The 26,021-nt window shown below is 61.4% G+C and carries 26 protein-coding genes and 1 tRNA gene; 20 read left to right on the forward strand and 7 right to left on the reverse strand.

Features of this window, described 5'->3' with window-relative positions; translation table 11 throughout:
• Positions 1-47 precede the first annotated feature (47 nt).
• The 19 genes from PG879_RS06165 (at position 48) to galE (ending at position 16,916) form a co-directional block, all read left to right on the forward strand.
• The gene (locus tag PG879_RS06165) at positions 48-878 is read left to right on the forward strand and encodes a hypothetical protein (protein WP_069651771.1); all 831 of its coding nucleotides are present in this window, start codon (positions 48-50) and stop codon (positions 876-878) included.
• Between the two features lie 88 nt (positions 879-966).
• Positions 967-1,521 (forward strand): DUF3157 family protein, encoded by a 555-nt coding sequence (locus PG879_RS06170; protein WP_210601703.1) that lies wholly within the window; start codon positions 967-969, stop codon positions 1,519-1,521.
• 178 nt (positions 1,522-1,699) lie between these two features.
• A complete protein-coding gene (locus PG879_RS06175; RefSeq protein WP_210601702.1) occupies positions 1,700-2,329 on the forward strand; it encodes an outer membrane beta-barrel protein in 630 nt (209 codons plus the stop codon).
• Positions 2,330-2,502: 173 nt separating this feature from the next.
• Positions 2,503-3,447, forward strand: a complete 945-nt coding sequence (locus PG879_RS06180; RefSeq protein ID WP_010673317.1) for a YbgA family protein — start codon at positions 2,503-2,505, stop codon at positions 3,445-3,447.
• A 139-nt stretch (positions 3,448-3,586) separates the two neighbouring features.
• Positions 3,587-4,474, forward strand: coding sequence for a MerR family transcriptional regulator (locus PG879_RS06185; RefSeq protein WP_111896709.1), 888 nt, complete (start codon positions 3,587-3,589; stop codon positions 4,472-4,474).
• Complete coding sequence (gene phrB / locus PG879_RS06190; protein WP_202041094.1) at positions 4,471-5,895, forward strand: deoxyribodipyrimidine photo-lyase; 1,425 nt, start codon at positions 4,471-4,473, stop codon at positions 5,893-5,895. Before PG879_RS06185 ends, phrB begins: the two co-directional genes overlap by 4 nt.
• A gap of 1 nt (position 5,896) precedes the next feature.
• A complete protein-coding gene (locus PG879_RS06195; protein ID WP_210601701.1) occupies positions 5,897-6,325 on the forward strand; it encodes a nuclear transport factor 2 family protein in 429 nt (142 codons plus the stop codon).
• Entirely contained in the window at positions 6,322-7,056 is a 735-nt protein-coding gene (locus PG879_RS06200) for an SDR family NAD(P)-dependent oxidoreductase (RefSeq protein ID WP_210601700.1), read from the forward strand. Before PG879_RS06195 ends, PG879_RS06200 begins: the two co-directional genes overlap by 4 nt.
• The gene (locus PG879_RS06205) at positions 7,053-8,312 is read left to right on the forward strand and encodes an NAD(P)/FAD-dependent oxidoreductase (protein WP_210601699.1); all 1,260 of its coding nucleotides are present in this window, start codon (positions 7,053-7,055) and stop codon (positions 8,310-8,312) included. Before PG879_RS06200 ends, PG879_RS06205 begins: the two co-directional genes overlap by 4 nt.
• Complete coding sequence (locus PG879_RS06210) at positions 8,309-9,088, forward strand: DUF1365 domain-containing protein (RefSeq protein WP_042017709.1); 780 nt, start codon at positions 8,309-8,311, stop codon at positions 9,086-9,088. Before PG879_RS06205 ends, PG879_RS06210 begins: the two co-directional genes overlap by 4 nt.
• 106 nt (positions 9,089-9,194) lie before the next feature.
• Positions 9,195-10,451 (forward strand): SAM-dependent methyltransferase, encoded by a 1,257-nt coding sequence (locus PG879_RS06215; RefSeq protein ID WP_210601698.1) that lies wholly within the window; start codon positions 9,195-9,197, stop codon positions 10,449-10,451.
• Positions 10,452-10,453: 2 nt separating this feature from the next.
• Positions 10,454-10,933: a DUF2878 domain-containing protein gene (locus PG879_RS06220; protein ID WP_210601697.1), complete on the forward strand. Its 480-nt coding sequence runs from the start codon at positions 10,454-10,456 to the stop codon at positions 10,931-10,933.
• Complete coding sequence (locus PG879_RS06225) at positions 10,930-11,148, forward strand: TIGR02450 family Trp-rich protein (RefSeq protein WP_010673326.1); 219 nt, start codon at positions 10,930-10,932, stop codon at positions 11,146-11,148. The genes PG879_RS06220 and PG879_RS06225 overlap by 4 nt, the downstream gene beginning before the upstream one ends.
• Entirely contained in the window at positions 11,105-11,647 is a 543-nt protein-coding gene (locus tag PG879_RS06230) for a chalcone isomerase family protein (RefSeq protein WP_210601696.1), read from the forward strand. Before PG879_RS06225 ends, PG879_RS06230 begins: the two co-directional genes overlap by 44 nt.
• 11 nt (positions 11,648-11,658) lie before the next feature.
• Positions 11,659-12,201, forward strand: coding sequence for a DUF3833 domain-containing protein (locus PG879_RS06235; protein WP_103244407.1), 543 nt, complete (start codon positions 11,659-11,661; stop codon positions 12,199-12,201).
• 131 nt (positions 12,202-12,332) lie between these two features.
• On the forward strand, positions 12,333-12,800 hold the full coding sequence (locus tag PG879_RS06240; protein WP_010673329.1) for a Dps family protein: 468 nt from the start codon (positions 12,333-12,335) through the stop codon (positions 12,798-12,800).
• Between the two features lie 236 nt (positions 12,801-13,036).
• Entirely contained in the window at positions 13,037-14,686 is a 1,650-nt protein-coding gene (hcp, locus tag PG879_RS06245; RefSeq protein ID WP_109112613.1) for a hydroxylamine reductase, read from the forward strand.
• Positions 14,687-14,786: 100 nt separating this feature from the next.
• The gene (locus tag PG879_RS06250; protein ID WP_049637026.1) at positions 14,787-15,806 is read left to right on the forward strand and encodes a hybrid-cluster NAD(P)-dependent oxidoreductase; all 1,020 of its coding nucleotides are present in this window, start codon (positions 14,787-14,789) and stop codon (positions 15,804-15,806) included.
• A gap of 84 nt (positions 15,807-15,890) precedes the next feature.
• Positions 15,891-16,916, forward strand: coding sequence for a UDP-glucose 4-epimerase GalE (galE, locus tag PG879_RS06255; protein ID WP_049637027.1), 1,026 nt, complete (start codon positions 15,891-15,893; stop codon positions 16,914-16,916).
• Positions 16,917-17,090: 174 nt separating this feature from the next.
• Here the strand turns inward: galE and PG879_RS06260 are convergent, their stop codons facing one another.
• The gene (locus PG879_RS06260) at positions 17,091-17,840 is read right to left on the reverse strand and encodes a DsbA family protein (RefSeq protein ID WP_039041345.1); all 750 of its coding nucleotides are present in this window, start codon (positions 17,838-17,840) and stop codon (positions 17,091-17,093) included.
• 198 nt (positions 17,841-18,038) lie between these two features.
• Here PG879_RS06260 and PG879_RS06265 point away from each other — a divergent pair.
• Positions 18,039-18,126, forward strand: a tRNA-Ser gene (locus PG879_RS06265).
• A gap of 94 nt (positions 18,127-18,220) precedes the next feature.
• Here PG879_RS06265 and PG879_RS06270 read toward each other — a convergent pair.
• From PG879_RS06270 to PG879_RS06295, 6 genes are all read right to left on the reverse strand, one after another.
• Positions 18,221-18,916 carry a family 16 glycosylhydrolase gene (locus PG879_RS06270; protein ID WP_080560416.1) on the reverse strand — a complete coding sequence of 232 codons (696 nt, stop codon included), beginning with the start codon at positions 18,914-18,916 and terminating at the stop codon, positions 18,221-18,223.
• Positions 18,917-19,156: 240 nt separating this feature from the next.
• Positions 19,157-19,468 carry a PTS lactose/cellobiose transporter subunit IIA gene (locus PG879_RS06275; RefSeq protein ID WP_010673336.1) on the reverse strand — a complete coding sequence of 104 codons (312 nt, stop codon included), beginning with the start codon at positions 19,466-19,468 and terminating at the stop codon, positions 19,157-19,159.
• 10 nt (positions 19,469-19,478) lie between these two features.
• Positions 19,479-20,858 carry a glycoside hydrolase family 1 protein gene (locus PG879_RS06280; protein WP_210601694.1) on the reverse strand — a complete coding sequence of 460 codons (1,380 nt, stop codon included), beginning with the start codon at positions 20,856-20,858 and terminating at the stop codon, positions 19,479-19,481.
• A 57-nt stretch (positions 20,859-20,915) separates the two neighbouring features.
• The gene (locus tag PG879_RS06285; protein WP_010673338.1) at positions 20,916-22,268 is read right to left on the reverse strand and encodes a PTS cellobiose transporter subunit IIC; all 1,353 of its coding nucleotides are present in this window, start codon (positions 22,266-22,268) and stop codon (positions 20,916-20,918) included.
• Between the two features lie 27 nt (positions 22,269-22,295).
• Complete coding sequence (locus PG879_RS06290) at positions 22,296-22,601, reverse strand: PTS sugar transporter subunit IIB (protein WP_210601693.1); 306 nt, start codon at positions 22,599-22,601, stop codon at positions 22,296-22,298.
• A gap of 839 nt (positions 22,602-23,440) precedes the next feature.
• Positions 23,441-25,792, reverse strand: a complete 2,352-nt coding sequence (locus tag PG879_RS06295) for a glycoside hydrolase family 9 protein (RefSeq protein ID WP_333563500.1) — start codon at positions 25,790-25,792, stop codon at positions 23,441-23,443.
• Positions 25,793-26,021: the final 229 nt, after the last annotated feature.

The raw sequence follows: 26,021 nt of genomic DNA on the forward strand, positions 1-26,021 counted from the left end.
TTGGTGCGGGCAAACTGGTATCCAGTTCATCATCCGGAGTTGTTGTTATGGATGCCAATGTCGTTGCGCTGCATCGGGGATACGATCAGACCTTTCAAGCCAGGGAACAGAGGCTCATCAACATCCTGGCCGGTTACAGCGAACTGCTTGTCTCCTTCTCCGGCCGACTGGAATCCTGCTACAGCATGGATCTGTGCCGGGCCAGCGGGGTGCGATTTCGCGCCATCACCCTGGACAACCCCACCCTCAGCCGCCAGTCGGTGGCCAGGGCACAGCGCTACTGCCGGCACTACGGCATCCCCCATCAGGTGCTCAAGACCGACGAGATGATCTTCAGCGCGCACCTGGGCCACCTCGCCGAGGTGACCGACCCGGTGCGCTACCTCTGCCAGCAGCTCGAACATGAAGAGGGCCCGCCGCTGCTGATGTCGGCCTCGGTGGAGGAGAAGCGGGAGTACCTGCGCCGATTCCACAGCCTGCCCGCCAACACCCTCTGGATCTTTGCCGAGCAGGGGATGACCAACCGGGATTTTCGCTACGGCTTTCACAAGCGGCAACTGGCGCTCTGGGGAGACGTGGGGGAGGCCTGCCTGAGCCGGCGCTTTGTCGATATGACCTCCCTAGACAGGCGGCACCTGCGGATGGTCGACATGGCCGAGCAGATGCTGGTGGACATGGGGCTGGGGGGAGCCCAGGTCTTCTTCCATACCCTGGGTGACAGGGTCACCACCCTTGCGAGGATCCGGGTGCCCGAACGGCTGCGGGCCCTGGTGTTCGACATGCAGCCCACCATCCAGAAGGCCCTCAGGAGTGCCCAGTTCGATCTGGTGACCCTGGATCTGGCCACGCTGGAGGATCCCCACCCCCTGGTCATCTGATCCGGGGCGTAACGTGAGGGGGGTCATAGGCAAGGAGGGCACGACTCTTTATACTGCCCCCTTCGCATCCTTTATCGAGTGCCTGCCCATGAAACCCCTCTCCCGACTGCTGGTCGCTCTCTGTCTGTGCCCTCTGCTGGCCGAGGCGGCTTCCCTGCACCAGATCACCTTGCCGGATGGTCGCCAGGTGCAACTCAATGACGATTTCACCTGGGAATACCTGCTGGTCAAGCCGGCAGCCACGGTAGCCGGTCAGGCAGTGACGGCGAGTGTCGCGGCCCCGGTGCTGACCGAGCAGGCCATGGCCCATCCCGACTTGCTCTCCCAGGCGACCCGGGACGGCATCACGGTGAAGCTGGACCAGGTGGCGGGGGACGATCCCCTCAGCCTGCAGTTCGTGGTGAGCAACACCGGCAGTCGCAACGTGGTGCGCGTCAACGGCAGCCTGACCCTGTTCAGCGCCGACGGGGTGCAGCTCTCGACCGAACCCGTGCGCTTCTGGGTCGGGGAGAACCGCCTGCCTGACTCCTACCTGCGCAAGGGGGAGGCACGCGCCTCCCGGGCCATCGAGCTGGCACGACCCGCCGGCCTCACCGGCAAGCCGCTGGTGCGGGTGCAGATCGACGAGGTGGAGTTCCGCTAGGATGACGGCGGGGGAGCCCTCGCTCCCCCGCAGAGTGTTGCACCGGTAACCGCCAGCAATATCCGCTTACATCTGACATGGTTTGGCAACAGCTTGCTCCTCGGCGTTGCCCCCTTTGCCCGTCACAATGGCTCCATTCCAGTTAGGTCCGCCTAACTCAACCCATGGAGTCAACAAAATGCAAAAGATCGCACTGTCTGTTCTGGTTCTGGCCGGTCTCTCTTCCACCTCCGTCCTGGCGCAAGATGCCTTCAGCTATGCCAAGGGCTCTGCCACCTTGGCCCACACCAAGTCTGACTACATCGGTGGCAAGGATGGGGAGAACCGCGACTTCGGCGGCCTGAGCCTGGATCTCTCCAAGAGCTTCACCAGCAATGTCTATGGCCGGATCGGCAGCGAATACACCTCCCGCAGCAGCGGCAACGACAGCATGGCCATCTCCAGCCTGGGGATGGGTGTCTACACCCCCCTCAGCACCGGCCTGAACCTCTACGGTGAAACCGGCCTGATGGGCTACAGCCTGGAACGGGAGCTGGCTTCCGACGTGAACCACTCCGGTTGGGATACCCTGGCCCGCAAGAAGAGCGGCAGCCTCTATGGAGAAGTGGGTCTGCGCTACGACATCGGCGCCGTCGAGCTCTCCACCGGCTATCGCTACGCCAACATGACCGACGACATGCACGACTTCAAGGCGGGGGCGGCGTACAAGCTGACCCAGAACCTGGCCCTCACCGCCGACTACACCTATCGCAACTGGGATCTGCAAAAAGGCTCCATCTCCAGCCTGGGTGTGAAATACAGCTTCTGATCATCCTTCCTGCAGGGTCTTCACCTTTACCCATGACTTCGGTCATGGGTTTTTTTTATGGGGGCTGATCCGCCCGCCGCCCCCTGGCCGTATCAGTTCGCAATAGTTATACAGCTTCCAATTTTTTGTATAACTGCTATAACTTACTCAAGGCTTATACAAGGGGCTTCATCATGTACAAGATCAAGGTCGGTATCAGTGCCTGTCTGCTCGGCCAGGAAGTGCGCTTCGACGGGGGCCACAAACGATCCAGTTTCTGCGAACGGGATCTGGGCGCCCATTTCGACTATCACCCCGTCTGCCCCGAGATGGCCATTGGCCTGGGTGCACCCCGCGCCGCCATCCGGCTGGTGAAGCGCCAGGGCGAGGTGCGGGCCGAGGCAAGCAACGGCAGCTTCGACGTCACCGACAAGCTGATTGCCTTCAGCGAGCAGAAGGCACGCCAGCTCGACTTCCTCTCCGGCTACATCCTCTGCGCCAAGTCCCCCAGCTGCGGCATGGAGCGGGTGCGCATCTATGGCGCCAACAACGAGGGGAGCGCCAAGGAGGGTGTCGGCCTTTTCGCCAAAGCGCTGATGGAGGCCAACCCCCTGCTGCCGGTGGAGGAAGATGGCCGCCTGTGCGACCCCATCCTGCGGGAGAACTTCGTGCTGCGGGTCTTCGCCTACCACGACTGGCAGCAGCTCTGCGCCCGGGGGATCACCGCCTCAGCCCTGATCCGCTTCCATTCACGCTACAAGTACCTGGTGCTCTCCCACGCCACCACCCACTACCGGGCGCTGGGGCGCCTGCTCGCCAACCTTGGCAAGGCCAACTTGCAGGAGGTGGCCGACAGCTACATCCAGGGGTTGATGGCGGCGCTGACTCTTCGCGCCAACCGCCGCAGCCACACCAATGTGCTGATGCACCTGCAGGGCTACTTCAAGCGGGTGCTGACCCCGGCCCAGAAGCAGGAGCTGTGCGACACCATCGACAAGTACCGCACCGGGGTCTTCCCGTTGCTGGTGCCCCTTACCCTGATCCGCCACTACCTGCGCGAGTACCCCAACCCCTATCTCGCCGAGCAGGTGTACCTCAATCCTCATCCCGACACGCTGAAATTGCGTTACGGGCTGTGAAGGTGTGGCTGGATTTGGCCGATCAGGCCTACCTCGACCTTCATCCCGACACGCTCAAGCTACGCTACGGGCTCTGAACACCCTGTGCAGGCCCCGGTGGATGACCGGGGCCTCTTCCCAACGTCTGATGGACTCTCTCATGTCTGATGAATCACAAGCAGCCGCGCCTCTCCCCGACGAGGGCGTCTACCCCATTCGCGAGGTCTCCCGCCTCACCGGTGTCAACGCCGTCACCCTGCGCGCCTGGCAGCGCCGTTACGGGCTGGTGCAACCGGCCCGAACCGAGAAGGGCCATCGCCTCTACAGCGAGCAGGATATCCGCCAGATAGGCGAGATCCTGAGCTGGCTGGAGCGGGGGGTGAGCATAGGTCAGGTGAAGGGGCTGCTGAGCGAGCCCCAGAGTGCGCCGGTGAGCGATCACTGGCAGCAGACCCTGGAGCAGTTCAGCCAGGCGCTGCTCGCTTTCAACCAGCGCAAGGCGGAGGCCGAGCTTGGCGATCTGCTGGCGAGCTACCCCTTCGAGCTGGTGCGCAGCCGGGTGCTGCAACCCCTGGTGGAGCGGCTGCTGGGGCTGTGGCGCGAGCGCCCCGATGGCGAGTTGCTGCAACAGGTGTGGCTCGGCTGGCTGCATACCCGCTTCGCCCGCCACCTCATCGAGCAGGAGAAGGGCGTCCCCGTCACCCTGGCAAGCTGGGGGCAGGTGGGGCCGCTGGATCTGGTCTGGGCTGCGTATGAGCTCATCGGTCAGGGATATGAGGTGCAACTGCTGGGGGCGGTGGAGCCCCGCCATGCCACCTTGCTGGAGGGGCGCGCCACTCCCCCCTGGCTGATCCTGCTGGGGGCCGGGCTCGGCAAGCAGGACCAGGCCGCCGAATGGCCTGAGGGCACCCGCTTCTTTGGCGAGCTGGGACGCCTCTACGATGAGCCGTGGCGGCGTGCCCGCAACTGGCACGCCACCCTGGCAGAGGTCAGTGCGACGCCCCGCACTGCCAAGGCGAAGGGCAAGGGCGGGAGAACACCGTCATGAGGCTGGTCTGGTTTCGCAACGATCTGCGTCTGGCCGACAACCCGGCCCTGCGCCACGCCTGCGCCGGAGATGAACCGGTCGCCGCACTCTTCATCGTCTCGCCGACCCAGTGGCAGACGCACAAGCTGGCCCCGGTCCGCCAGCGCTTCATGCTGGCACAGGTGGATGCCATGGGCCGCGAGCTGGCGGCGCTCGGCATTCCGCTTCATCTGCTGCGGGTCGAGACCTTTGCCGAGGTGCCGACGGCGCTGACGGCGCTCTGCCGGGAGCTCGGGGTGAGCCAGCTCTACGCCAACCAGGCCATCGAGATTGACGAGCTGCGCCGCGACCACGCCGTCAGCGCCGCGCTGGGGGAGCAGGGCCTGACCAGCCACTGGTTCAACGGCTGCTGCGTGCTGCCGCCCGGTCGGGTGCTGACCGGGTCGGGGGAGATGTTCAAGGTCTTCACCCCCTTCAGCCGCGCCTGGCTCAAGGCTCTCGAGGAGGATGGCTTCGTCATTCACCGTGCCCCCGCACAGCGCAGCGAGCCGTTGCCGTGGCTGCCCCTGGCCGAGCGGGAGTGGGTGGACGACGGGCTGGGGGATCTGACGCCGGACACCCGCTGGCCGGTGGGGGAGGCCGAGGCGAGCCGCCGGTTGCACGCTTTTCTGGATCAGGCGGTGCTCGATTACGGCGAGACCCGGGACTTTCCGGCGCTGGCGGGCACCTCCGTGCTCTCCCCCTATCTGGCGGCGGGCATCATCAGTGCCCGCCAGTGCGTGGGGGCGCTGCAGCAGCGTCTCGGCTACCGGCCCCAGTCGAAGGCACAACCCGGTTTTGTCTGGCTCAACGAGCTCATCTGGCGCGAGTTCTACCGCCACTTGCTGGTGCTGATCCCGAGCCTCTCCATGAACCGCCCCTTCAAGCCGGAGACGGCGGCCCTGCCGTGGAGCTGGGATCCGGATGCCTTCGCCGCCTGGTGCGAGGGGCGCACCGGTTACCCCGTGGTGGATGCGGCCATGCGCTGCCTCAACGCCACGGGCTGGATGCACAACCGGCTGCGGATGATAGTGGCGAGCTTCCTCACCAAGGATCTCCACATCCACTGGCGGCTCGGGGAGGACTACTTCATGAGTCGGCTCATCGACGGGGATCTGGCGGCCAACAATGGTGGCTGGCAGTGGGCGGCGGGGACCGGGGCCGATGCGGCGCCCTATTTCCGGGTCTTCAACCCCACCACCCAGGGGCAACGATTTGATCCACAAGGGGAGTTCATTCGTACCTGGGTCACTGAGCTGGCGGATGTGCCTGCTGCCTATCTCCACGAGCCCCACGACTGGTTGCGGCTCAAGGGGCGGCAGGATTATCCGGCCCCCATGGTGGATCATGCCGTTGCACGGGTGAGGGCCATCGAGATGTTCCGCGAACTGGAGAAAAACTAGCATGAATGACGCGCTGGCCCGCTTTGTCATCCTCTATCTGCAACTGGACAAGCATCAGTTGCACCGCTTGCCGGAGGTCTATGCCGATGAGGTGCTCTTCATCGATCCTGCGCACCGGATAGAGGGGCTGGCCGCGCTCACCCGCTACTTTTCCTCCCTTTATGAGCGCCTTGCCCAGTGCAGTTTCGAGATAACGAGTCAGCAGCAGTCGGGCAACGAAGCCTGGCTCGCCTGGGTCATGACCTTTTCCCACCCCAGGATTGCCGGTGGCCAGGCCGTCAGGGTGGAGGGGGCCACCCGGCTGACGTTCGACTCCTGGGGTAAGGTGTGCCTGCACCGGGACTACTTCGATCTCGGGGCCATGCTCTACGAGCAGTTGCCGCTGCTGGGGCCCGTGGTACGGGCCATCAAGGGGAGGCTGGGGACATGAGCGGCCGGGTGCTGATCACCGGGGCCACCTCGGGCATCGGCCGCCAGCTGGCGCTGGATTATCGGCGCGCCGGCTGGCAGGTGTGGGGTTGTGGCCGTGACGAGGTGCGCTTGCAGGCACTGGCCGAGCTGGGGATCACCCCTTTGCGATTCGATGCGCGCGACAGCGCCGCCATGGCCGGGGTGGCCGCGAGCCTGCCCGTCCTCGACCTGCTCATCCTCAATGCGGGCAACTGTGAATACATGGATCCGGCAGAAGGCTTTGACGGCGCCCTGTTTGCCCGGGTCATCGAGACCAACCTCATCGCCACCGGCAACGCCCTGGCCGCCTTGCTGCCGCGGCTGGGGGCAGGTGGACGGCTTGCCATCGTCAGCTCCTCGGTGAGCTGGCTGCCCCTGCCACGGGCGGAGGCCTATGGCGCCTCCAAGGCGGCCCTCGATTATCTGGCGGATACGTTGCGCCTGGATCTGGCCAGCAAGGGCATCGGGGTGACCCTGATCCGCCCGGGCTTCGTGCAGACGCCGCTCACCGACAAGAATGATTTTCCCATGCCCTGCCTGGTGACGGTGGAAGAGGCTTCCCGCGCCATCATGACGGGGCTTGCCGCCGGTCGCCACCAGATCCACTTTCCCCGTCGCTTCATCTGGCTGCTGCGCCTGCTCGGCGCCCTGCCGACAGGGCTCTGGCTGCGCCTTGGCCGCACACTCGTTTCGAAAGGACGCCCTTCATGAAGAAAAAGATCGCCATCGTCGGCTCCGGTATCTCCGGTCTCACCGCCGGTTTTCTGCTCCACAAGCTGCATGACATCACCCTGTTCGAGGCGGCGCCGACCCTGGGAGGCCACACCGCCACCGTGGAGGTGGAACAGGCTGGGCGCCACTATGCCATCGACACCGGCTTCATCGTCTTCAATGACCGCACCTATCCCAACTTCCTCAAATTGCTGGAGCGCATCGGGGTGGGGCGCCAACCCGCCGAGATGAGCTTCTCGGTCAAGAGTCCCGAGGGGATGGAGTACAACGGTCACAACCTCGATACCCTGTTCGCCCGGCGCCGCAATCTGCTGAGCCCGCGCTTCTATCGCTTCGTCGCCGAGATACTGCGCTTCAACCGGGAGGCGCGGGCCTGGCTGGCCGCGCATCGCCAGCGGGAGCTGACCCCCGAGCTGACCCTGGGGGACTTCCTGCAGGCGGGGAAATTCAGCGACTATTTCGCCCGCCACTACATCCTGCCCATGGGAGCGGCCATCTGGTCCTCCACCCTGGCGGACATGCGTGCCTTCCCCTTGAGCTTCTTCCTGCGGTTTTTCGCCAACCACGGGCTGCTGGAGGTGGCGAACCGGCCCCAGTGGTATGTGATCCCGGGTGGCTCGCGAGAGTACATAGGGCCGCTCACGGCGGGCTGGCAGTCGCGCATCCGCCTCGCTACCCCGGTGGAGGCGGTGCGCCGGGTGGCGGATGGCGTCGTGGTCACCAGCCAGGGGCAGGAGGCCCATTTTGACGAGGTGATCTTCGCCTGTCACAGCGATCAGGCCCTGGCCCTGCTGGCGGATGCGAGCGAGGGAGAGAGGGCCATCCTCGGGAACATGCCCTATCAGGCCAACGACGTCTGGCTGCACACCGACGCCTCCTGCCTGCCGATGCGCCGCAAGGCGTGGGCGAGCTGGAACTACCAGCTCGGTGAGGATGACGGGGCGCGCCCCCTGGTGAGCTACAACATGAACATCCTGCAGGGGGTAAGCTCCCCCGCGCCCTTCTGCGTCAGCCTCAATCCCCGTGGACGGGTGGACGAGAGCAAGGTGTTGCGCCGTTTCGTCTATCATCATCCGGTATTCAATCAGGGCTCCATCGCCGCCCAGCAGCGACGGGGCGAGATCTGTGGCCATCAGCATACCCACTTCTGCGGGGCTTACTGGTACAACGGTTTTCACGAGGACGGGGTGCGCAGCGCCCTGGACGTGGCCAGACGCTTCGGGGCCGAGCTATGAGCGGCGCCGCAGCCTTGACGCAAGGGGACGAGGGAATGGGGGAGGGGATCAGCGCCATCTGGCAAGGCTCGGTGCGCCACCGCCGCTTCGCCCCCAGGGCCCACGCTTTTTCATACAGCCTCTTCATGCTGGGGCTGGATCTGGACGAACTGCCCGGGCTTGAGCAGGGGCGCTGGTTTGCCGTGGAGCGGGCCGGACTGCTCTCGTTTCGCCGCGAGGACTATCTGCGGGGCAGCGAAGGGCCCCTCAAGCAGGCGGTCTGGGACAAGGTGGCGGCCCTTGGAGGGGATGCGGAGCCCGGCGGGCGGGTGCTGCTCCTTGGCAACGTGCGCTGCCTCGGGTTTTATTTCAGCCCGGTCAATTTCTACTTCTGCGATCGGGCGGGGGAGACCCGCTACCTGCTGGCTGAGGTCTCCAATACCCCCTGGAACGAGCGTCACTACTACCTGCTGGATCTGGCGGCGCTCTCCCCCCATGACAAGGATTTTCATGTCTCCCCCTTCATGGGACTGGGGATGCGCTACCACTGGCGCATCCGGGCGCCGAAAGAGGAGGCGCTGATCCATATCGAGAGCCACCCCGTATCCGGTGAGAGCAAGCTGTTTGACGCCACCCTGGCCCTGCGCCGCGCGCCGCTGTCGCGCAAGGGGCTGGCGGCGCTGCTGGCTCGCTGGCCCTGGATGACCCTGAAGGTGCTGCTCGGGATCTACTGGCAGGCCCTGCGCCTTTTTATCAAACGCACCCCCGTCTTCACCCATCCGGAGAGCCGCCCGTGACGCTGATACACCCGTTTAATTCCGCTTCCAGGTGTTGTCAGCAGCCCATGGTGCGGGTTCATCCCAACCGAACGACCCCACTCTTGACCCATTCGGAGAGCCGCTAATGGAACTTGCTCAATCAACCCTCTCTGCCTCTTTCATCGACAAGGGGGCCAAGCAACTGCTGCTCAAATTGCTGGCGCGCCTTGAGCAGGGCCAGCTGGTGCTCCACGACGGCAGCGAGTGCCACCGTTTCGGCAAGGCGGGCAGCGACCTGCCTGCCGAGCTGGTGGTGCAGGATCCGGCGTTTTATCGCCGCCTGCTGCTGGGGGGGAGCATCGCCGCAGGAGAGACCTGGGTGGAGGGTCTCTGGACCAGCCCGGAGCCGGTGGCACTGGTGCGCTTGCTGGCCCGCAATCTGCCGCTGCTCGACGCCCTGGAACGGCGCCTCGGCTGGCTCAGCTTCCCGTTCAACAAGGTGCGCCACTGGTTCAATCGCAATACCCTGACCGGTTCGCGTGCCAACATCGCCGCCCACTATGACCTTGGCAACACCCTCTATCAGGGCTTTCTCGACAGCCACATGCAGTATTCGAGCGCCATCTATCCCCACCCGGATGCCACCCTGGAGGAGGGGCAGCAGGCCAAGCTGCGCACCATCTGCGAGCGGCTTGAGCTTGGGCCGGACGACCATCTGCTGGAGATAGGCACCGGCTGGGGCGGTCTTGCCGTCTATGCGGCCCGTCACTACGGCTGCCGGGTCACCACCACTACCATCTCCCGGGCCCAGCACGACTATGCCAAGGCGTGGATCGAGCGGGAGGGGCTGGGGGATCGCATCACCTTGCTGCTGGAGGATTACCGCAAGCTGGAGGGACGCTATGACAAGCTGGTCTCCATCGAGATGATCGAGGCGGTGGGGCACGCCTTCCTGCCCGACTATTTCCGCCAGTTGTCGCGCCTGCTCAAGCCCGGCGGACGCCTGCTGATCCAGGCCATCACCATCGCCGATCAGCGCCACGCCCAGTATCTGCGCGGGGTGGACTTCATCCAGCGCTACATCTTCCCGGGAGGCTGCCTGCCCTGCGTCTCCCAGATGGCGGGTCTGCTGGCGCGGGAGACCGACATGCAGCTGGTACGGCTGCACGATCACGGCCACCACTATGCCCGTACCCTGGCCCACTGGTGCGAACGCTTCCTGACGCTGGCCCCGGAGCTGCCCAAACTCGGTTACAGCCAGGATTTCATCCGGCTCTGGCACTTCTACTTCGCCTACTGTGAAGGGGGATTCTGGGAGCGGGCCATCAGCCTGGTACAACTGGAGGCCGCCAAGCCGGGGCCCCATGGCTGGTCCGGGGACTTGCCGGCAAGCGGTCGCTGATCATGTGGCAGTGGGCCCACCTGCTGGGATTCAACCTCTACTGGTTGCTGGCGGTGACATGGCAGCAACCGGGCCCGCTGCTCGGGATGCTGCTGCTCCATTTCATCTTCTCCCCCCGCCGCGGGCAGGACTGGCGCCTCATCCCGGTCGCCCTGGCAGGCTGCCTGCTCGACATCCTGCTCTGGCGCCTCGGCCTGTTTCACTTTCCGTCCGGTTTTCCGCTCTGGCTGTTGCTGCTCTGGTGCGGTTTCGCCCTGACCCTCTCCCACGGCCTTCCCTGGCTTCGCCCCTTGCCGCGCTGGCAACAGGGGCTGTTCGGCATGGTGGGGGGCGCCTCCTCCTATATGGCGGGGGCCGCCATGGGGGCAGTAAACTTACCCTGGGGCATCTGGACAAGCACAGTGCTGCTGGCGGTGATCTGGATGTGGTGGTTACCCGTACTCCTGTGGGTAACGGTCAAGCTGGAGGGTGAGACGAGATGAACACCTTTTCGACCGACACCTTGTTGTTTTCCAAGTGGACCAGGGATGGCCAGTGCGAGCTGGCCGAGCGTTTCTACCTGGTGGTGGCCTGCCAGCGCGATGCCCAGGGGCATCTGGCAAGCGTGGTGATGCAGGATATCAACACCCTGCAGGAACAGGAGATGGACTGGCATGAACTGGAGGATCCCGCCCGTTGGCACATGGGGTGGAACTAGCCTGCTGCTGGCGGCCTTGAGCCTGCCACTGTTTGCGACCGCCCAGAGCGTTGCCGCCCCCTGGCAGGGGCTGCGTACCGTGGGACAGGGGGAGATGCGCTGGCTCTGGTTCAAGCTCTATGACGCCACCCTCTACAGCGAGAGCGGCCGCTATCAGCCGGGGCGCTACCCGCAGGCCCTCAGCATTACCTACGCGAGGGCCATCGAGCGCCAGGATTTGCTGGAGGCGACCGCCGCCGAGTGGCAGCGGCTCGGCCTTGGCAGCGAGAGTGAGCGCCAACGCTGGCTGGCTCGACTGGCCACGCTCTGGCCGGATGTCGCCCCCGGCGACAAGCTGGTTTTTTATGTGGACAAGCAAGGCACGGGCCACTTCTGGTTGCGAGATCGCCTCCTTGGCTCTCTCGATGATCCCGCCTTCGCCCCCGCGTTTCTTGCTATCTGGCTGACTGACGACAGCCGGGATCCCGCTCTGACCCGCCGCCTGCGCGGCCAATCCTGATGGAGTATTCCATGAAGTTCTCTTCTTGGTGGCGTCTTGCCTGGTTGCTGCCCCTGCTGTGGCTCTCTGGTTGCGGCGCGGGTCTTGACGATTATCGCGGCTCCCGGCCGGGTTGGGATCTCGCCCGTTTCTTCAATGGCAAGCTGGTGGCCCATGGCCTGGTGACGGACCGCAGCGGCGAAGTGACCAGTCGCTTTCGGGTCGAGATGCAGGGGCACTGGCGAGAGGGCAAGGGGGAGCTGTTCGAGCAGTTCTACTTTGATGATGGCCGTCGGCAGACCCGCACCTGGTTCTTGAGCAAGGGGGCGGATGGCCACTGGCGCGGCACGGCTTCAGACGTGGTGGGGGAGGCGGTAGGCAAGACAGCGGGCTTTGCCCTCAATTGGCGTTATCAACTCGATCTGGCTCTGCCGGATGAGAGCGTGGTGAGGGTGAGCTTTGATGACTGGATGTATCTGCTGGACGACGACCGCCTGATCAACCGCGCGAAGATCAGCAAGTTCGGTATTCATCTCGGCGAGGTGATCCTCTATATCGAACGGCTTGAGCAATGAAAGCCGGTGCATTTTTTTGCCGACGATAGCCATTGGCTATGGATCGGCAAGGCACGGACGATTGTCCTTTGAGTCTGCTTCTGGATAAGCTGACTCCGTTCCCGATAATGCTTACCACCTGGAGGTGAATCATGAAGAGCCCCATTGGTCTTGATACCGTTCAATCACAAGCCCTGGCCGCCGAGCTCAACAAGCTGCTGGCCAGCTACCAGATCCTCTACATGAACGTCCGTGGCTTCCACTGGAACATCCGCGGCAACCAGTTCTTCGAGCTGCACCTGAAATTCGAAGAGATCTACAACGACCTGCTGCTGAAAGTCGATGCCCTGGCCGAACGCATTCTGACCCTGGATGGGGTGCCCCTGCACAGCTTCAGCGACTACATCCAGGTGTCCGCCATCCCCGAGCAGAAGGGGTTGCATGACGGTCGTGCCTGCGTGGAATCCCTGCTGGCGAGCTTCCGCGAACTGCTGGTTGCCCAGCGCCGCATCCTGGGTCAGGCCGCCGATGCCGGTGATGAAGGGACTGCGTCCATCCTCTCCGACTATGTGCAGCAGCAGGAGAAACTGGTCTGGATGCTGCGCGCCTATCTGGCCTGATGAACCTGGGGCCGGCTGCCCATGCCCCGGCCCGTATCATTGCCCCTGTTGTTGCAAACCCGAGTTGTCTCTCCTTGATTTCCCACCCGCTTGCCGCCCGATTTGGGCGGCTTTTTTCTATTTGATCTGCATCAATGAAATGTTAATTGGTAAATTGAATGCCTATTAAGTTTTCCAGGAGCGGAATAGAATCGCCACAAAACAGATAACTGAAATGTCCAATTAGGAGAGACATGATGTTTTGTGTGCAATGTGAACAGACTATTCGTACCCCGGCAGGCAACGGCTGCGCCTATGCACAAGGCATGTGCGGCAAGACGGCTGAAACTTCTGATCTGCAGGATGTGCTGATCTATACCCTGCAAGGGCTCAGCGCCTGGGCCCTGGCGGCCCGCGAGCACGGCATCGTCGACAGCGAAATAGACGCTTTCGTGCCCAAGGCGTTCTTTGCCACCCTCACCAACGTCAACTTCGACTCCGCTCGCATCGTCGCCTACGTCAACCAGGCGCTGGCCTATCGCCAGCAACTGGCCGCCAAGCTGGCACCGCTGGCGGTGCAGGCCGACACGCTGCCCGCCGCGGCCAGCTTCGAACCGGGTGCCGATCTGCTGGCCCAGCTTGCCCAGGCGCCGCAGACCGCGGTCAACCGGGGCAAGAACGAGGTCAACGAAGACATCATGGGGCTGCGCCTGCTCTGCCTCTACGGCCTCAAGGGCGCCGCCGCCTACATGGAACACGCCCGGGTGCTGGATCAGCAGGATGCCGGGGTCGCCGCCGAATTCCATCGCATCATGAGCTGGCTCGGCACGGATCCCTGCGATCTGGATCTCCTGTTCAAGTGCGCCATGGATATTGGCCTGCTGAACTTCAAGATCATGGAGATGCTGGATCTCGGTGAAACCACCGCCTTCGGCCACCCCGAGCCGACCCAGGTACGCGTCACTCCGGTACCGGGCAAGTGCATCCTGGTCTCCGGCCACGACATGGTGGATCTCAAGCTCATCCTGGAGCAGACCAGGGGCACTGGCATCAAGGTCTACACCCACGGCGAGATGCTGCCGGCCCTGGCCTACCCCTTCTTCAAGCAGTACCCGCACCTGGTGGGTAACTATGGCTCCGCCTGGCAGAACCAGCAGAAGGAGTTTGCCAACTTCCCGGGCGCCGTGGTGATGACCTCCAACTGCATCATCGACCCGAACGTGGGCAACTACTCGGATCGCATCTTCACCCGCTCTATCGTCGGCTGGCCCGGTGTGACCCACCTGGAAGGGGAAGATTTCTCCGCCGTTATCGCCAAGGCGCAAGCGCTGGAAGGCTTCAAGCACGTTGAGCTCGAGCACTTCATCACCATCGGTTTTGCCCGCAACGCCCTGATGCAGGCCGCTCCTGCGGTGATCGACAAGGTCAAGGCTGGCGAAATCAGCCACTTCTTCCTGGTGGGGGGATGTGACGGTGACCGTGCCGAGCGCGCCTACTACACCGAGTTTGCCAAGGCGATCCCGCAGGACAGCCTGCTGCTGACCCTGGGCTGCGGCAAGTACAAGTTCAACAAGCTCGACTTCGGCGACATCGGCGGCATTCCCCGTCTGCTGGACGTGGGTCAGTGCAACGATGCCTACTCCGCCATCCAGCTGGCGCTGGCGCTCGCCGACGCGTTCGAGTGCGGCGTCAACGATCTGCCCCTGACCCTGGTGCTCTCCTGGTTCGAGCAAAAAGCCATCGTCATTTTGCTCACCCTGCTGGCGCTCGGTGTGAAGGACATCCGCACCGGCCCGACCGCCCCGGCCTTCCTCACCCCGGCCCTGCTCAAGGTGCTGGAGGAGCAGTTCGGCCTGAAAGGAACCACCACGGCAGACGCGGATCTCGCCGAGATCCTGGCGGCCTGAGCAAAGATACAGCCTTACACGCTCAGCATGTTGTAAGCCTTTGGCGAGCCTGATGGCTCGCCTTTTTTCAACGCTATTTCCGAGCAAGAGGAGCCTTGCGATGACCTCCACCTCTTTGAGCCTGCGCTGTATAGCCCGCCGGGCAGAGACCCACGACGTGGCGAGCTGGCAATTTGAACCCCTGGCTGGCGACCTGCCCTCCGTGCTGGCTGGCCAGTGCGTCACCCTGCACACGATGATTGACGGCCAGCCCCACTGCCGCGCCTACACCCTCTCCTCCAGCCCGCAGGATCCTTTCTGGCAGGTCACCATCAAGGATGTGGGGCTGGTCTCTCACCATCTGCATCAGAGCCTGCAAGTGGGGGACGAGATCCGGGTAGACGGCCCCTTCGGCGATTTTCACCTGACCGCGCTCCCCTGCGAGCGGCCGCTGCTGCTCAGCGCCGGCTCCGGCATCACCCCCATGTGGGCCATGCTGCGGGACGAGCTGGCCGAACGGCCGGATGCAGACATCCGCTTTATTCACAGCGCCAGAACCCCCGGGGATGTGATCTTCGCAAGGGAACTGGCTTCGCTGGCTGAGGCTCATGCCGGTGTGCGCCATGCTTTAGTGCTGGAGAAAGTAGGGGAAGAGGCGCCAACGGCTCATCCCTGGGTTGGCCGGCTCACACCGGGGATGCTCAAGGAATTGGCGCCGGATCTCTTGAGCCGCCATGTCTATCTGTGCGGGCCTGCCCCCTACATGACCGCAGTCTGCACCATGCTGGCGGAGCTGGGATTGCCGGCAGCGCAGTTGCATCAGGAGTCGTTCGGCCTGCCTGCTGTTACATCGGGTGCGGCGCCAGTTGCGGCCGATAGCGACCACTTCTGGCTGACCCTCAAAAAGAGCGGCAAGAAGGTGAAGATACTGCCTGGCCAGACCCTGCTGGCGGCGCTGGAGGGGGCGGGGGAAACCATGATGGCCGCTTGCCGCGCCGGGGTGTGCGGCGCCTGTCGCTGCACCACGGAAGGCGAAATCGAGCGCCAGAGCGTGATGACCTTGAGCGCGCAAGATCTCGAGAACGGGGTGGCGCTGGCCTGTTCCTGCACCGCCAGCGGGGATGTCAGCGTCGACTATTGAGGGGGCCATGAGCATCCCGCTCTTTTCGCAACGGGGCCGGGCGGGTAGACTCAGCTCCAGTTTCAGTCGAACACGGGATACAAAATGACAATTCTGGTCACAGGGGGCGCCGGCTATATCGGCTCCCATACCCTGGTTGAACTCTTGAACGTCGGGCAGCAGGTCGTAGTACTGGACAACCTCTCCAACGCTTCCCCCGAGTCTCTCAAGCGGGTAGAGCGGATCACCGGCAAGCCGGTCACCTTCGTGGAAGGGGACATTCTGGACAGAGCCTGCCTGCAACGGCTGTTTGCCGAACACAAGATAGCATCCGTGATCCACTTCGCCGGCCTCAAGGCGGTGGGGGAATCCGGCCAGATCCCGCTCACCTACTATCAGAACAACGTGACCGGCACCCTGGTGCTGTGCGAAGAGATGGCCAGGGCCGGCGTGTTCCGGCTGGTGTTCAGCTCCTCGGCCACCGTCTATGGGGATCCGGCCTCGGTACCCCTGCGGGAAGATTTCCCCACCAGCGCCACCAACCCCTATGGCCGCTCCAAGCTGATGGTCGAAGAGATCCTGCGTGACCTCTCCAAATCCGATCCTCGCTGGGCCATCGTGCTGCTGCGCTACTTCAACCCGGTGGGGGCTCACGAGAGCGGCCTCATCGGTGAAGATCCCAACGGCATCCCCAACAACCTGCTGCCTTACATCAGTCAGGTCGGCGTGGGCAAGCTCAAGGAGCTGGGGGTCTTTGGCAACGACTACCCGACGCCGGACGGCACCGGGGTGCGCGACTATATCCACGTGGTGGATCTCGCCATCGGTCACCTCAAAGCATTGGCCCGCATCAAGAGTGATACCGGCGTCTTCACCTATAACCTTGGCACCGGTCAGGGCTATTCCGTGCTGGAGATGGTCAAGGCGTTCGAGGCAGCCAGTGGCCGTGCCATTCCCTACCAGATCAAGCCCCGTCGCCCCGGCGATATTGCCGAGTGCTGGGCTGAACCGGCTCTGGCCCGTGACGAGCTGGGCTGGCAGGCTGAGCGGGGTCTGGAGCAGATGATGATCGATACCTGGCGCTGGCAAAGCCAGAATCCGAACGGTTATGGCCCTGCTGCGAAGCCGTGATCACGGGTCATGCGTTGCTCGGGAGCCTCATTTATTCATATCAACTCGGGTCCCAGCGCTGCTCTTCGCCTTGCTGACAGCTTCTTGCGACGGCCCATCAGGCCTGATGGTTTGCAGCCTGAATAGCAAAACGCCCCGGCATGCCGGGGCGTTTTTTCATGAACAAGGCGCGGGTTACTGAATGCTCTTGCCGGCGCGGACATCCTTGATGATAGCCTTGAGGCTGGCCAGATCCCGCGGTGCGCCGCGCAGGATCTGATCGCCGATGATAAAGGCCGGGGTACCGGAAATGGCCATGGCTTCGGCCAGCGCCCGGTTGGTACCCAGATTCTGATCGATGCTGCCGTCCTTGATCTTCGCCTCGACCTTGCTCCAGTCCACGCCGGCGGCCCTGGCGACGTCTTTCACCTGGGCTTCGTCGGAGAGGGGTCCCTGATGGGCGTACAGCTTGTCGTGGAAGGCCTGGTATTTGTCGGGCTGGCCGAGCTTCACCGCCAGCGCCGCGCGGGCGGCGTAGTAGGAAGTTTCGCTCAGGATGGGGAACTGCTTGTAGATGTAGCGGATCTCCTTGTCCTCAGAGAGCAGTTGCTGAATGAGGGGATGAGCGCGCTTGCAGTAGCCGCAGTTGTAGTCGAAGAACTCCACCACCGTCAGGCTGCCCTTGGGATTGCCGCTCTCGGGATCCTGGTTGGCGAAGAGCTGCTTGGCATGGGCTTCTATCAGCGTCTTGTCGTTCTCGGCCTGCTGGCTCTCCTGCTTGGCACGCAGGGCGTTGGACATCTCGACCAGGATCTCCGGATTCTTGACCAGATAGTCGCGCACGATCTGCTCGACATCGCTCTTGGTCAGCTCGCTCGCCTGCACGGGCGCCGCAAGCAGGGTCGCGCCGGTCAGGGCGGCGAACAGGGCATGTTTGATTCTCATAAGTCCATCTTGCTGGGGATGTGGTAGTGGCCCCTATAGTGGGTGAGTCTGTTTTCAAGTCAAGCCATCCGCTTGAAAAAGCACGGTTTGCAGTGGTTTTGCCGGTTTTGTGCGCCAGATAGCCCAATAAATGGGCAAACAAACGGAGTGGGGATTTACAAGGGCTGGGGGCATGGGTAATATGCGTCGCACTGCTGCGGAGGGGTGGCAGAGCGGCTGAATGCACCGGTCTTGAAAACCGGCGATGGGCGACCATCCGTGGGTTCAAATCCCACCTCCTCCGCCATCCATATAGCCCAACTGATTTATTCAGTTGGGCTTTTTTGTGTCTTCGGTTTTGGGTATGCCGCCGTGTGCCCGGATTTAGTTGACCATCGCGATCACTCCCAGGGCGTCACATTGGCGTACTTGTATTTGGCGTAGACGGGCTGGCCGTTGTAGGAGCTGGGCGGGAAGCTCGGGTTGGCGCTGATCCAGTTATTCACAAACGTCTGCATCCAGCTGGTGACGGGGCGGCTCTCGCGGCGCACGCTCACCCATTTGTTCTGGGTGCGGCTGAAGACCTGCCAGGTGACTCCCGCCTCGTCGATGTTGAAGGCGTAGCGCTCCATGTTCCAGATGGAGATACCGTACTTGCCCAGGTCGATGTCCTGAGGATACTGACGCCCCTGGATCCAGACGTTGGTATGGAGCAGGTTTGTGCCTCCCATCAGCTCGATGTCGACTTCATAGTGAGAGCTGGTGCCTGCATCTCCGGTATAGGTAAAGAAGGAGCTGATGGTGCCAGGCACCGATCCTGCCTGCATCTGCACCTCATAACGACCCTTGCGGGTGTAGTTGTAGGTTCGCAGCTCAGCGCAGCTCTTGTTTCCTTTGTCGGATTTCGCATGGAGGATGGCCGTGCCGGACTCCATCCAGACGTTGGCGGCGCGCCAGGTGCAGTCGAATTCTGACCCGCCATTGCGCCAACCATCAGAGACCTGCCAATCCTGATTGCTCCACCACCATGCCGATGCCTGAGTGGAATATAATCCTCCCGCCATCAGCAATACTGACATCAGTCCAAGTTTACGCATATTATCCACATTCCTGTGTGTTTATTAATGAGTGTTTTATTGATGACTACAAGCAGCACCAGAATAGCCATAAACAGATGTTGAAACTTATACTGGTATCGCGTCATGACAGTTTCATATTTTTGAAATTGCCTGAAAAAGGTATGAAAGACATGACGGCTGGCTGGTATAACCAGAATAAAAAAAGCCACCGTATATAACGGTGGCAAAAGCACGGACTCCCGATCCGATGAGTTAAAATCAGCTGGCTTGGCGGCGATAGATCTCGACCAGTTCGGTGGCCAGTTCGCGGCACAGAATGGAGGTCATCAGGTGATCCTGGGCATGTACCATGACCAGTGTCATCTTGGTCTTGCCTTCGCCCTCATCGGCTTCAATCAGTTTGGTTTGTACGGCATGGGCAGCCTTCCCCGCGTCGGTGGCCTGGAGCAGCAAGGCATCCGCTTCGCTGAACTGGCCAGCACGAGCCTGACGCAGGGCTTCGAAACAGAGACTGCGAGATTGGCCGGCATTGACGATGATGCCCATGACTGCTTCTTCAAGATCCATCATTTATGACTCCTTAAAATCCATTATTACGAGAGACGTTGGCGAACCATTCACCACTTTTCTTGACGGTGCGCTGCTGGCTTTCCAAATCAAGGCTGATGAATCCATAACGGTTCTTGTAGGCATTCATCCAGGACCAGTTGTCAATAAAGGTCCACAGGTGATAACCACGGCAATTACTTCCTTCGGCAATGGCGGTATGAATCCATTGGAGGTGGCCGCGAATGAAGTCGATACGATAATCGTCTTTTACCTGACCATCTTCACCAATAAATCTGTGTTCCCCTTCGATACCCATACCATTTTCGGAGATATAGCTTGGGATATTTCCATAGTTGTCGCGCAGGTTGATCAATATGTCATAAATACCGCGCTCATATATTTCCCAGCCGCGATAAGGGTTCATTTTGCGGCCTGGCATCTCGTAATTCTCGAAGAACCAGTCAGGCAGGAAAGGGGAGTCCGGGTTGATGGCCGTCATGCGTGCCTTCACTCGCCGCGGCTGGTAGTAGTTGATGCCGAGCAGATCGATCTTGCCGGCGGCCAGCAGTTCGCAGTCGCCGCTTTGCACCACGGGCATCTGATCGTGCTCGCGCAGGATATCGATCAGCTCCTGGGGATAAACCCCCTTCACCGCAGGATCGAGGAAGGCGCGGTTGAAGAACAGGTCGGCAATGAACGAGGCCTTCAAGTCTGCCGGGTTTGAAGAGCGCGGATAGGAGGGGGTCAGGTTCAGGACGATGCCGATCTGGCCGGGCAGGGAGAGTGTGCGATAACGCTTCACCGCCAGACTGTGGGCCAGCATCATGTGATAGGCCACCTGGGCTGCCCGTTTGAAGTCCATCTGGTTCGGGTAATGGAAGTCATACAGATACCCTCCTTCCACTACCACAACGGGTTCATTGAAGGTCATCCAGCAGGCGACGCGATCACCGAACAGTTTGAAGCAGAGCGCTGCGTACTCGGCATAAGCCGCCACGGTTTCGCGGCTCTCCCAGCCCCCCTGCTCCTGCCAGTACATCGGCATGTCGAAGTGGAACAGGCCGATGAAGGGTTTGATCCCCTTGGCCAGTAGCTCATCGATAACCTTGTTGTAGAAGTCGACGGCCTCCTGGTTGACGGTGTGGCCATCCGGCAGCAACCGGGCCCAGGAGATGGATGTGCGGAAGCTGTTGTGGCCAATCTGTTCCATCAATGCGATGTCTTCACGATAACGATCGTAGAAGGTGGAGGTGTTGGCCGGGCCAACCTGACCATGGAAACGGTGTGGCTCCGTCTCGAACCAGTGATCCCAGATGGTCGGTGCCTTGCCGCCCACATTGGCAGCTCCTTCCGATTGTGCGGCCGACGAGGCGCTACCCCACCAGAAGCCTTCGGGGAATGTATATTGCATTGCAGTTTCCTCTTGATGACCGGCGTGCAGGCGGCGTGGCGCCCGCACGCCTGGCGCTTACGCCTGACTCTGAATCGGTGTGATTGTGTCTGCTTTTTCTGATCTGGCGGCTTCTTCCGCTTCAGCCGTCTCGGCTTCCTGCTTGAGCAGGGTGCGCTCGTAAGCCCGCACGAAGGGGTAATACATCAGGGCGGAGATCCCCATGCAGATGAAGCACATGATGACCGGACTGAAGGCCCAGTTGGTCGCCCAGGAGGCGCCGATGGGGGCCGGCGTGGTCCATGCGGTCAGCATCACGACCTTCTCAACCAGACCCAGATCCACCGCGAACCAGGCCAGGATGGCGTTGATCACCGGCACCAGGATGAAGGGCAGGAAGAAGACCGGGTTCATGATGATGGGAGCACCAAACAGGATCGGCTCGTTGATGTTGAAGAACCCGGGGACCACGCCCATTCGCCCTATGGTGCGCAGGTGCACGGCACGGCTGCGCATCAGCAGGAATGCCAGTGGCAAGGTGGAGCCCACGCCGCCGATAAACAGGAAGTGATCCCAGAAACCGGGCAGGAAGGTGTGGGGAATGGCTTGGCCGGCGGCCAATGCGGCCTGGTTGCTGGCCAGGTTTGCCATCCAGAAGGGGTTCATGATGCCGGTGACGATCATGGTGCCGTGGATGCCGGCAAACCAGAGGATCTGGCACAACAGCACCGCCAGCAAGACGGCAGGCAGGCTGTCGGAAGCCGCTACCAGCGGTTTGAGCATGGACATGATCGCCTCGGGCAGGATCATGCCTGTGGTTTCCTGCAGCAGCATGTTGAAGGGGTGCAGGGTCAGGATAATCGCCAGGACCGGGATCAGCACCTCGAAGGAGCGCGCGACCCCCATCGGGACCTGCTCGGGCAGACGTATGGTGATGTTGTTGCGCTTGAGCCAGGCATAGACCTCGGTCGAATAGATGGCACAAATGAGAGCGGTAAAGATGCCCTGACCGGAGAAATACTGGGTGGAGATGGTGCCGTCTTTATATTGCGCCGCCACCAGCATGAACGACATCAGCGACAGCAGGCCCGTGGTGATGGGGTCCAGGGAGTATTGTTTGGCCAGGCTAGATGCGACGCCCACCGAAATGAAGACCGTCATCAGCCCCATGCTCATGTTGAAGGGCAACATGAGTTCGGCACGATAGGTGTTGGAAAAATCGAGCCAGGCTCTGGCAAAGCCCCAGGTGGTTTCGCTGGAGATGGGTGGAAAAATGAAGACCAGCATGAAGCTGCCGACGATCATGAACGGCAGCGCGGCAATAAAACCGTCACGGATGGCCAGAACATAGCGTTGCTGGCCCAGTTTTCCTGCCAATGGGCCGATCCGTTGTTCGATCAACTTGACCAGCATCCCATAGAGTGAACTCATAGTGTGTGTCCTTCCTTGTGAGCACGCTTAACCAATCAGGGAGAGGGCGTAGTCCAGCACCTTGTCGCCGCGCTGCATGCCGTAATCCATCATGTCGATAGGTTGTACCTTGATGCCGAGAGCCGCCGCCTTGGCTTGCAACTCCGGTTGCATGTACTTGATCTGCGGTCCCAGCAAGACCACCTGGTAATGGGGCATCTGGTCATCGAACTCCGATGCGCCAAAAGCCTTGATCTCGGCAGCCAGGCCCCGTTTTTCGGCTTCTACCAGCATTTTTTTCACCAGCAGGCTGGTGGACATCCCGGCAGAGCAGCACAACATGATTTTTTTCATGATCATTCCTCAGTTATTAAGCTGGGCTCACTATAGATCGATGCAACAAAGTGGGAAATCGATTTCACAAATCGGGTTATGTAATTGTGATCGCGATCACTTGATGGATATTTGATATAAGGTATACAAAATAAAATATCGTTATCTATCAGTTGGTTGTAATTGTTTTTATGATGTGATTTACGCCATGTTTATTCGACTTGGTATTTTGAAATATCGATTTCAAATCTGTCGTGGTTTTCATGCTGCTCCTGGACCCCTGCATGATGCAGGGGGCGCTTTCGGCATGGTGTCGATCCGGCGACCATGCCAGCAACCCCGGGTAACCGAGCCCATCGCCGTGCTCCTTCACCCCCTGGTGGCAGGGGGTCATGGTGTCGGCTCAGGGGCTCTGTACAGTGTCTTGCTCAGATTGCGGGCTCAGCCTGGGGTTGCCTTGTGGTTCTCGCTGAGGGTCACGAAACCCGATTCAGGAGCCGGGTATCCTGCTTTCCCGCCTTCTTCGCGCGCGGGGCACTGTAGAAGAGGCGGGGAGCGGGTGATGCCCAGATGGCGTCAGCAGATCTGATGGCAAATGAGGGATCAAGTGGATGCGCAAATAAGGTGGCCAAGAGACGGACATGTAAAAGGCAGGGTTGCGAAGGTGCGGTCAGATGCAATGAAATGATCGATAAGAGAGGGTTCTGCTGCCGTCAGCCTCTGAATGATGACGGAAAAGGGAAAAGGGAAAAGGGAAACGTAAAGCGGAGGGTGGCGACCGGTGCGGGAGCTGTCCTGGGCAAGGTCGGCAGGGGAGTAAAACAATGCTCCGTCATGGGGACGGAGCATTGGAAGGGTGATCAGCGGGTCAATCCACCTTCATCCAGTACGCTGACCGTCCAGAAGAAGGGGGCATTCCAGTTGACGGTGACCTCGTTCAGCGTCCAGGCACCAATCTCATCTTTCCAGCAGGTCTGGCCGGTACACTTGCCCTTGAGGGTGGAGGCAACGGGATCGCTGAAGTTGATGGAGTTCGGTCCGCCCGAGAGTACACCTGGCGGAACCAGGGGAGACGCGGGGTCGATGGGGTGAGCCCAGAACCTGTGGTGCGGATTCTTCAGCGGACGGCTGCCGTAGCCCGACACATAGGACTGGTCGAGGGGGTTGCGGCCGAGCACATAATCCATGGCATCGGACATGGCCTGCAGGTATTTGCGCTCTCCCGTGAAGTCATGGGCCAACCCGAGGAAGATGCTGCGGTTCATCAGGTTGGAGTTGGAGCCCCAGGGGTATTCGGTCGCCTGATAGGGGATAAGGTAGCCCTCCGTCGCCACGCTCTTCTGGTAGCCGTCAGCTGCGGCGATGATAGCGGCGCGCGCCTTCTCCACTTCCTGTTTGCCCAGTTTGTTGGGCACCATGGCCAGCGTGATGGTCCCTGCGCTGCTGAGATCCTGCCAGTAGAGATCACCGCTTGCGCTGCGATCCCCCTTGGGGGCAGCCAGATAGAGAGGGGACTGCTGGACGGCCTGCTTGTACTCGGCTTTGCCGGTGGTGGCAAACAGCTCGGCGGCAGCCCAGTAGAATTCGTCCTTCAGGTTGGTGTCATCATAGGGACCGGATCCCACAAAGTTGTCATAGGCATAGACGTCCGGATGGCGGTTGGCCGCCTTCCAGGCTCGTTCCGCTGCCTGCAGGCTGCGCTGTGCGAAGGCCGGATCCAGATCTTTCCATACGCGAGCAGACTGGGCGGCAGTGGCCGCCAGGTTCAGAGTCGCAGCCGTGCTGGGGTGGCTCAGGAAACGGGGTTGTGGATCCTTGTGGGGCGGGAGCGGCATCCCGGTCCAGGCTTCGTCGGCGACCTTGTGGAAGACCATGCCGGAGGCATCGATCTCGGTCAGTTTCAGGCTGTCGAGCTGCTTGGACTGATCGCCTACCGGCACCCAGGCCTTCTTGCCTTCGGGCACCTGCATGGCGAGGAAGAACTCCATCATCCAGCGGGACTCGTCCAGCAGATCGTTGTAGCCGTTGTGCTGTTCCGGGATCTTGACCTTGCCGTCGGCAAAGGCGCTCTTGTCACCCTCTTTCGCCAGCTGCTCCCGTTCATAAAGGTTCATCAAGGTCCATACCGAGATCCCCCCGTTGACCACGTACTTGCCCTGATCGCCAGCGTCGTACCAGCCGCCGGTCACATCCAGCGTGAAGTCACAGCCAGGCCACTGGTTGCCCTTGGCGTCCTGCTTGTTGAAGCAGGTTACGTTCTCGGGCTTGTGTCCTGCCGGGCGAGCAAGGTCGGGGCGCTGGACATATTTGGCTTCGATGTCGATGCCGCTACGCTGCTGATAGAAGAAGGAGAGGGCATCGAATTTCATGGTGTGATAGATGTCATCGCCGATGCTGAACGGATGACTCTTCTGGCCGGCGACCTCCAGTACCAGGCCGGTGCCCGGGGTGGTGACCTGACTGAAGTCGGCAATCTGCACGTTCTCGCCGGATGCGGCATTCAGGCCAAAGGGCGTGGTCTTGCCTTCCGCGATGGTCTCACCCTGGGCATTGCGCAGGGTCCAGGGGAGCGCGTCCTTGCTGTCGGTGGCGATGGTCGCCCGTTTCAGAGCCTTGCTCAGATAGCCGACCTGGTTGACGCGCACGCTGCCCAGCTCCGATTTCTTGATCAAGGAGGGGCCCGATAGCGTGGCTTCACCGATACAGACAGTGGTCGGTGTCTGGGTGCCCATCTGAAGTTGGAACTGGGTCTTCTCGTCAGTGGCAGAAGGTGTGAACTGGATATCGAACGGTTTGGGCGTGCTGCCGAGGGCGAGGTCCTGCACCATGTAGTTGGTGTAGGGGGCGCCATCATGCTGGATCAGGGCCTTGACGTTGATGTCGCTCTTGGCCATGGCAGTGAAATGGAGTTTGTAGGTTTGCCCCTGCACCAGGCCGAGATTGGACTGACCCAGGATGACATCCCAGGGATTGGAGCCCGACTCGGTGAAGGTGATACAGCCCATCTGGTTCTCGGCGTTCAGGGTCCCCCCGGCCGTCCACCATCCATCGGTTCCCTGGAAGCCCCCATTGGTCAGCAATTCACCCACAGGTCCGGCAGATGCCGAGGAGGTCGCTGAACCAGATGCTCCTGCACTGGGCAGGGAGCAGCCATGCAAGCCAATGACGCAAGACATGGCAAGCGTCAGGGCTCTAAGCCGAGATGTTTTCATTGTTACCCCTTTGATCACAGACGGAAATAATGGCGTCGATTTTCGCACTCACGCAGAAAATGACCGAGTCATCCTGCGGCCCGCATTTCACTGTCAAGATTCACACACAATCCTTGAGTGGAAATCGATTTCATGATTCAGGTAACAGTAAATTTTTTGGCAGATCAAGTTTGCTTTTATGAAATGTGATGGAGACGGCAAATTTTCGTTTATTGATATATTCATGCAC

It is taken from the genome of Aeromonas sp. QDB63 (assembly GCF_027707425.1).
In the GTDB taxonomy this organism is placed as follows: domain Bacteria; phylum Pseudomonadota; class Gammaproteobacteria; order Enterobacterales; family Aeromonadaceae; genus Aeromonas; species Aeromonas caviae.

Excerpts from the sequence above, each read along its gene's own strand:
- PG879_RS06200 (WP_210601700.1), top strand. The coding sequence starts at position 6,322 with ATGAGCGGCCGGGTGCTGATCACCGGGGCCACCTCGGGCATCGGCCGC.
- PG879_RS06285 (WP_010673338.1), bottom strand. The coding sequence starts at position 22,268 with ATGAGTTCACTCTATGGGATGCTGGTCAAGTTGATCGAACAACGGATC.
- PG879_RS06215 (WP_210601698.1), top strand. The coding sequence starts at position 9,195 with ATGGAACTTGCTCAATCAACCCTCTCTGCCTCTTTCATCGACAAGGGG.
- PG879_RS06250 (WP_049637026.1), top strand. The coding sequence starts at position 14,787 with ATGACCTCCACCTCTTTGAGCCTGCGCTGTATAGCCCGCCGGGCAGAG.
- galE (WP_049637027.1), top strand. The coding sequence starts at position 15,891 with ATGACAATTCTGGTCACAGGGGGCGCCGGCTATATCGGCTCCCATACC.
- PG879_RS06290 (WP_210601693.1), bottom strand. The coding sequence starts at position 22,601 with ATGAAAAAAATCATGTTGTGCTGCTCTGCCGGGATGTCCACCAGCCTG.
- PG879_RS06175 (WP_210601702.1), top strand. The coding sequence starts at position 1,700 with ATGCAAAAGATCGCACTGTCTGTTCTGGTTCTGGCCGGTCTCTCTTCC.
- PG879_RS06260 (WP_039041345.1), bottom strand. The coding sequence starts at position 17,840 with ATGAGAATCAAACATGCCCTGTTCGCCGCCCTGACCGGCGCGACCCTG.
- PG879_RS06180 (WP_010673317.1), top strand. The coding sequence starts at position 2,503 with ATGTACAAGATCAAGGTCGGTATCAGTGCCTGTCTGCTCGGCCAGGAA.
- PG879_RS06230 (WP_210601696.1), top strand. The coding sequence starts at position 11,105 with ATGAACTGGAGGATCCCGCCCGTTGGCACATGGGGTGGAACTAGCCTG.
- PG879_RS06170 (WP_210601703.1), top strand. The coding sequence starts at position 967 with ATGAAACCCCTCTCCCGACTGCTGGTCGCTCTCTGTCTGTGCCCTCTG.
- PG879_RS06280 (WP_210601694.1), bottom strand. The coding sequence starts at position 20,858 with ATGCAATATACATTCCCCGAAGGCTTCTGGTGGGGTAGCGCCTCGTCG.
- PG879_RS06275 (WP_010673336.1), bottom strand. The coding sequence starts at position 19,468 with ATGATGGATCTTGAAGAAGCAGTCATGGGCATCATCGTCAATGCCGGC.
- PG879_RS06185 (WP_111896709.1), top strand. The coding sequence starts at position 3,587 with ATGTCTGATGAATCACAAGCAGCCGCGCCTCTCCCCGACGAGGGCGTC.
- PG879_RS06165 (WP_069651771.1), top strand. The coding sequence starts at position 48 with ATGGATGCCAATGTCGTTGCGCTGCATCGGGGATACGATCAGACCTTT.
- phrB (WP_202041094.1), top strand. The coding sequence starts at position 4,471 with ATGAGGCTGGTCTGGTTTCGCAACGATCTGCGTCTGGCCGACAACCCG.
- PG879_RS06210 (WP_042017709.1), top strand. The coding sequence starts at position 8,309 with ATGAGCGGCGCCGCAGCCTTGACGCAAGGGGACGAGGGAATGGGGGAG.
- PG879_RS06235 (WP_103244407.1), top strand. The coding sequence starts at position 11,659 with ATGAAGTTCTCTTCTTGGTGGCGTCTTGCCTGGTTGCTGCCCCTGCTG.
- hcp (WP_109112613.1), top strand. The coding sequence starts at position 13,037 with ATGTTTTGTGTGCAATGTGAACAGACTATTCGTACCCCGGCAGGCAAC.
- PG879_RS06295 (WP_333563500.1), bottom strand. The coding sequence starts at position 25,792 with ATGAAAACATCTCGGCTTAGAGCCCTGACGCTTGCCATGTCTTGCGTC.
- PG879_RS06270 (WP_080560416.1), bottom strand. The coding sequence starts at position 18,916 with ATGCGTAAACTTGGACTGATGTCAGTATTGCTGATGGCGGGAGGATTA.
- PG879_RS06225 (WP_010673326.1), top strand. The coding sequence starts at position 10,930 with ATGAACACCTTTTCGACCGACACCTTGTTGTTTTCCAAGTGGACCAGG.
- PG879_RS06240 (WP_010673329.1), top strand. The coding sequence starts at position 12,333 with ATGAAGAGCCCCATTGGTCTTGATACCGTTCAATCACAAGCCCTGGCC.
- PG879_RS06205 (WP_210601699.1), top strand. The coding sequence starts at position 7,053 with ATGAAGAAAAAGATCGCCATCGTCGGCTCCGGTATCTCCGGTCTCACC.
- PG879_RS06220 (WP_210601697.1), top strand. The coding sequence starts at position 10,454 with ATGTGGCAGTGGGCCCACCTGCTGGGATTCAACCTCTACTGGTTGCTG.
- PG879_RS06195 (WP_210601701.1), top strand. The coding sequence starts at position 5,897 with ATGAATGACGCGCTGGCCCGCTTTGTCATCCTCTATCTGCAACTGGAC.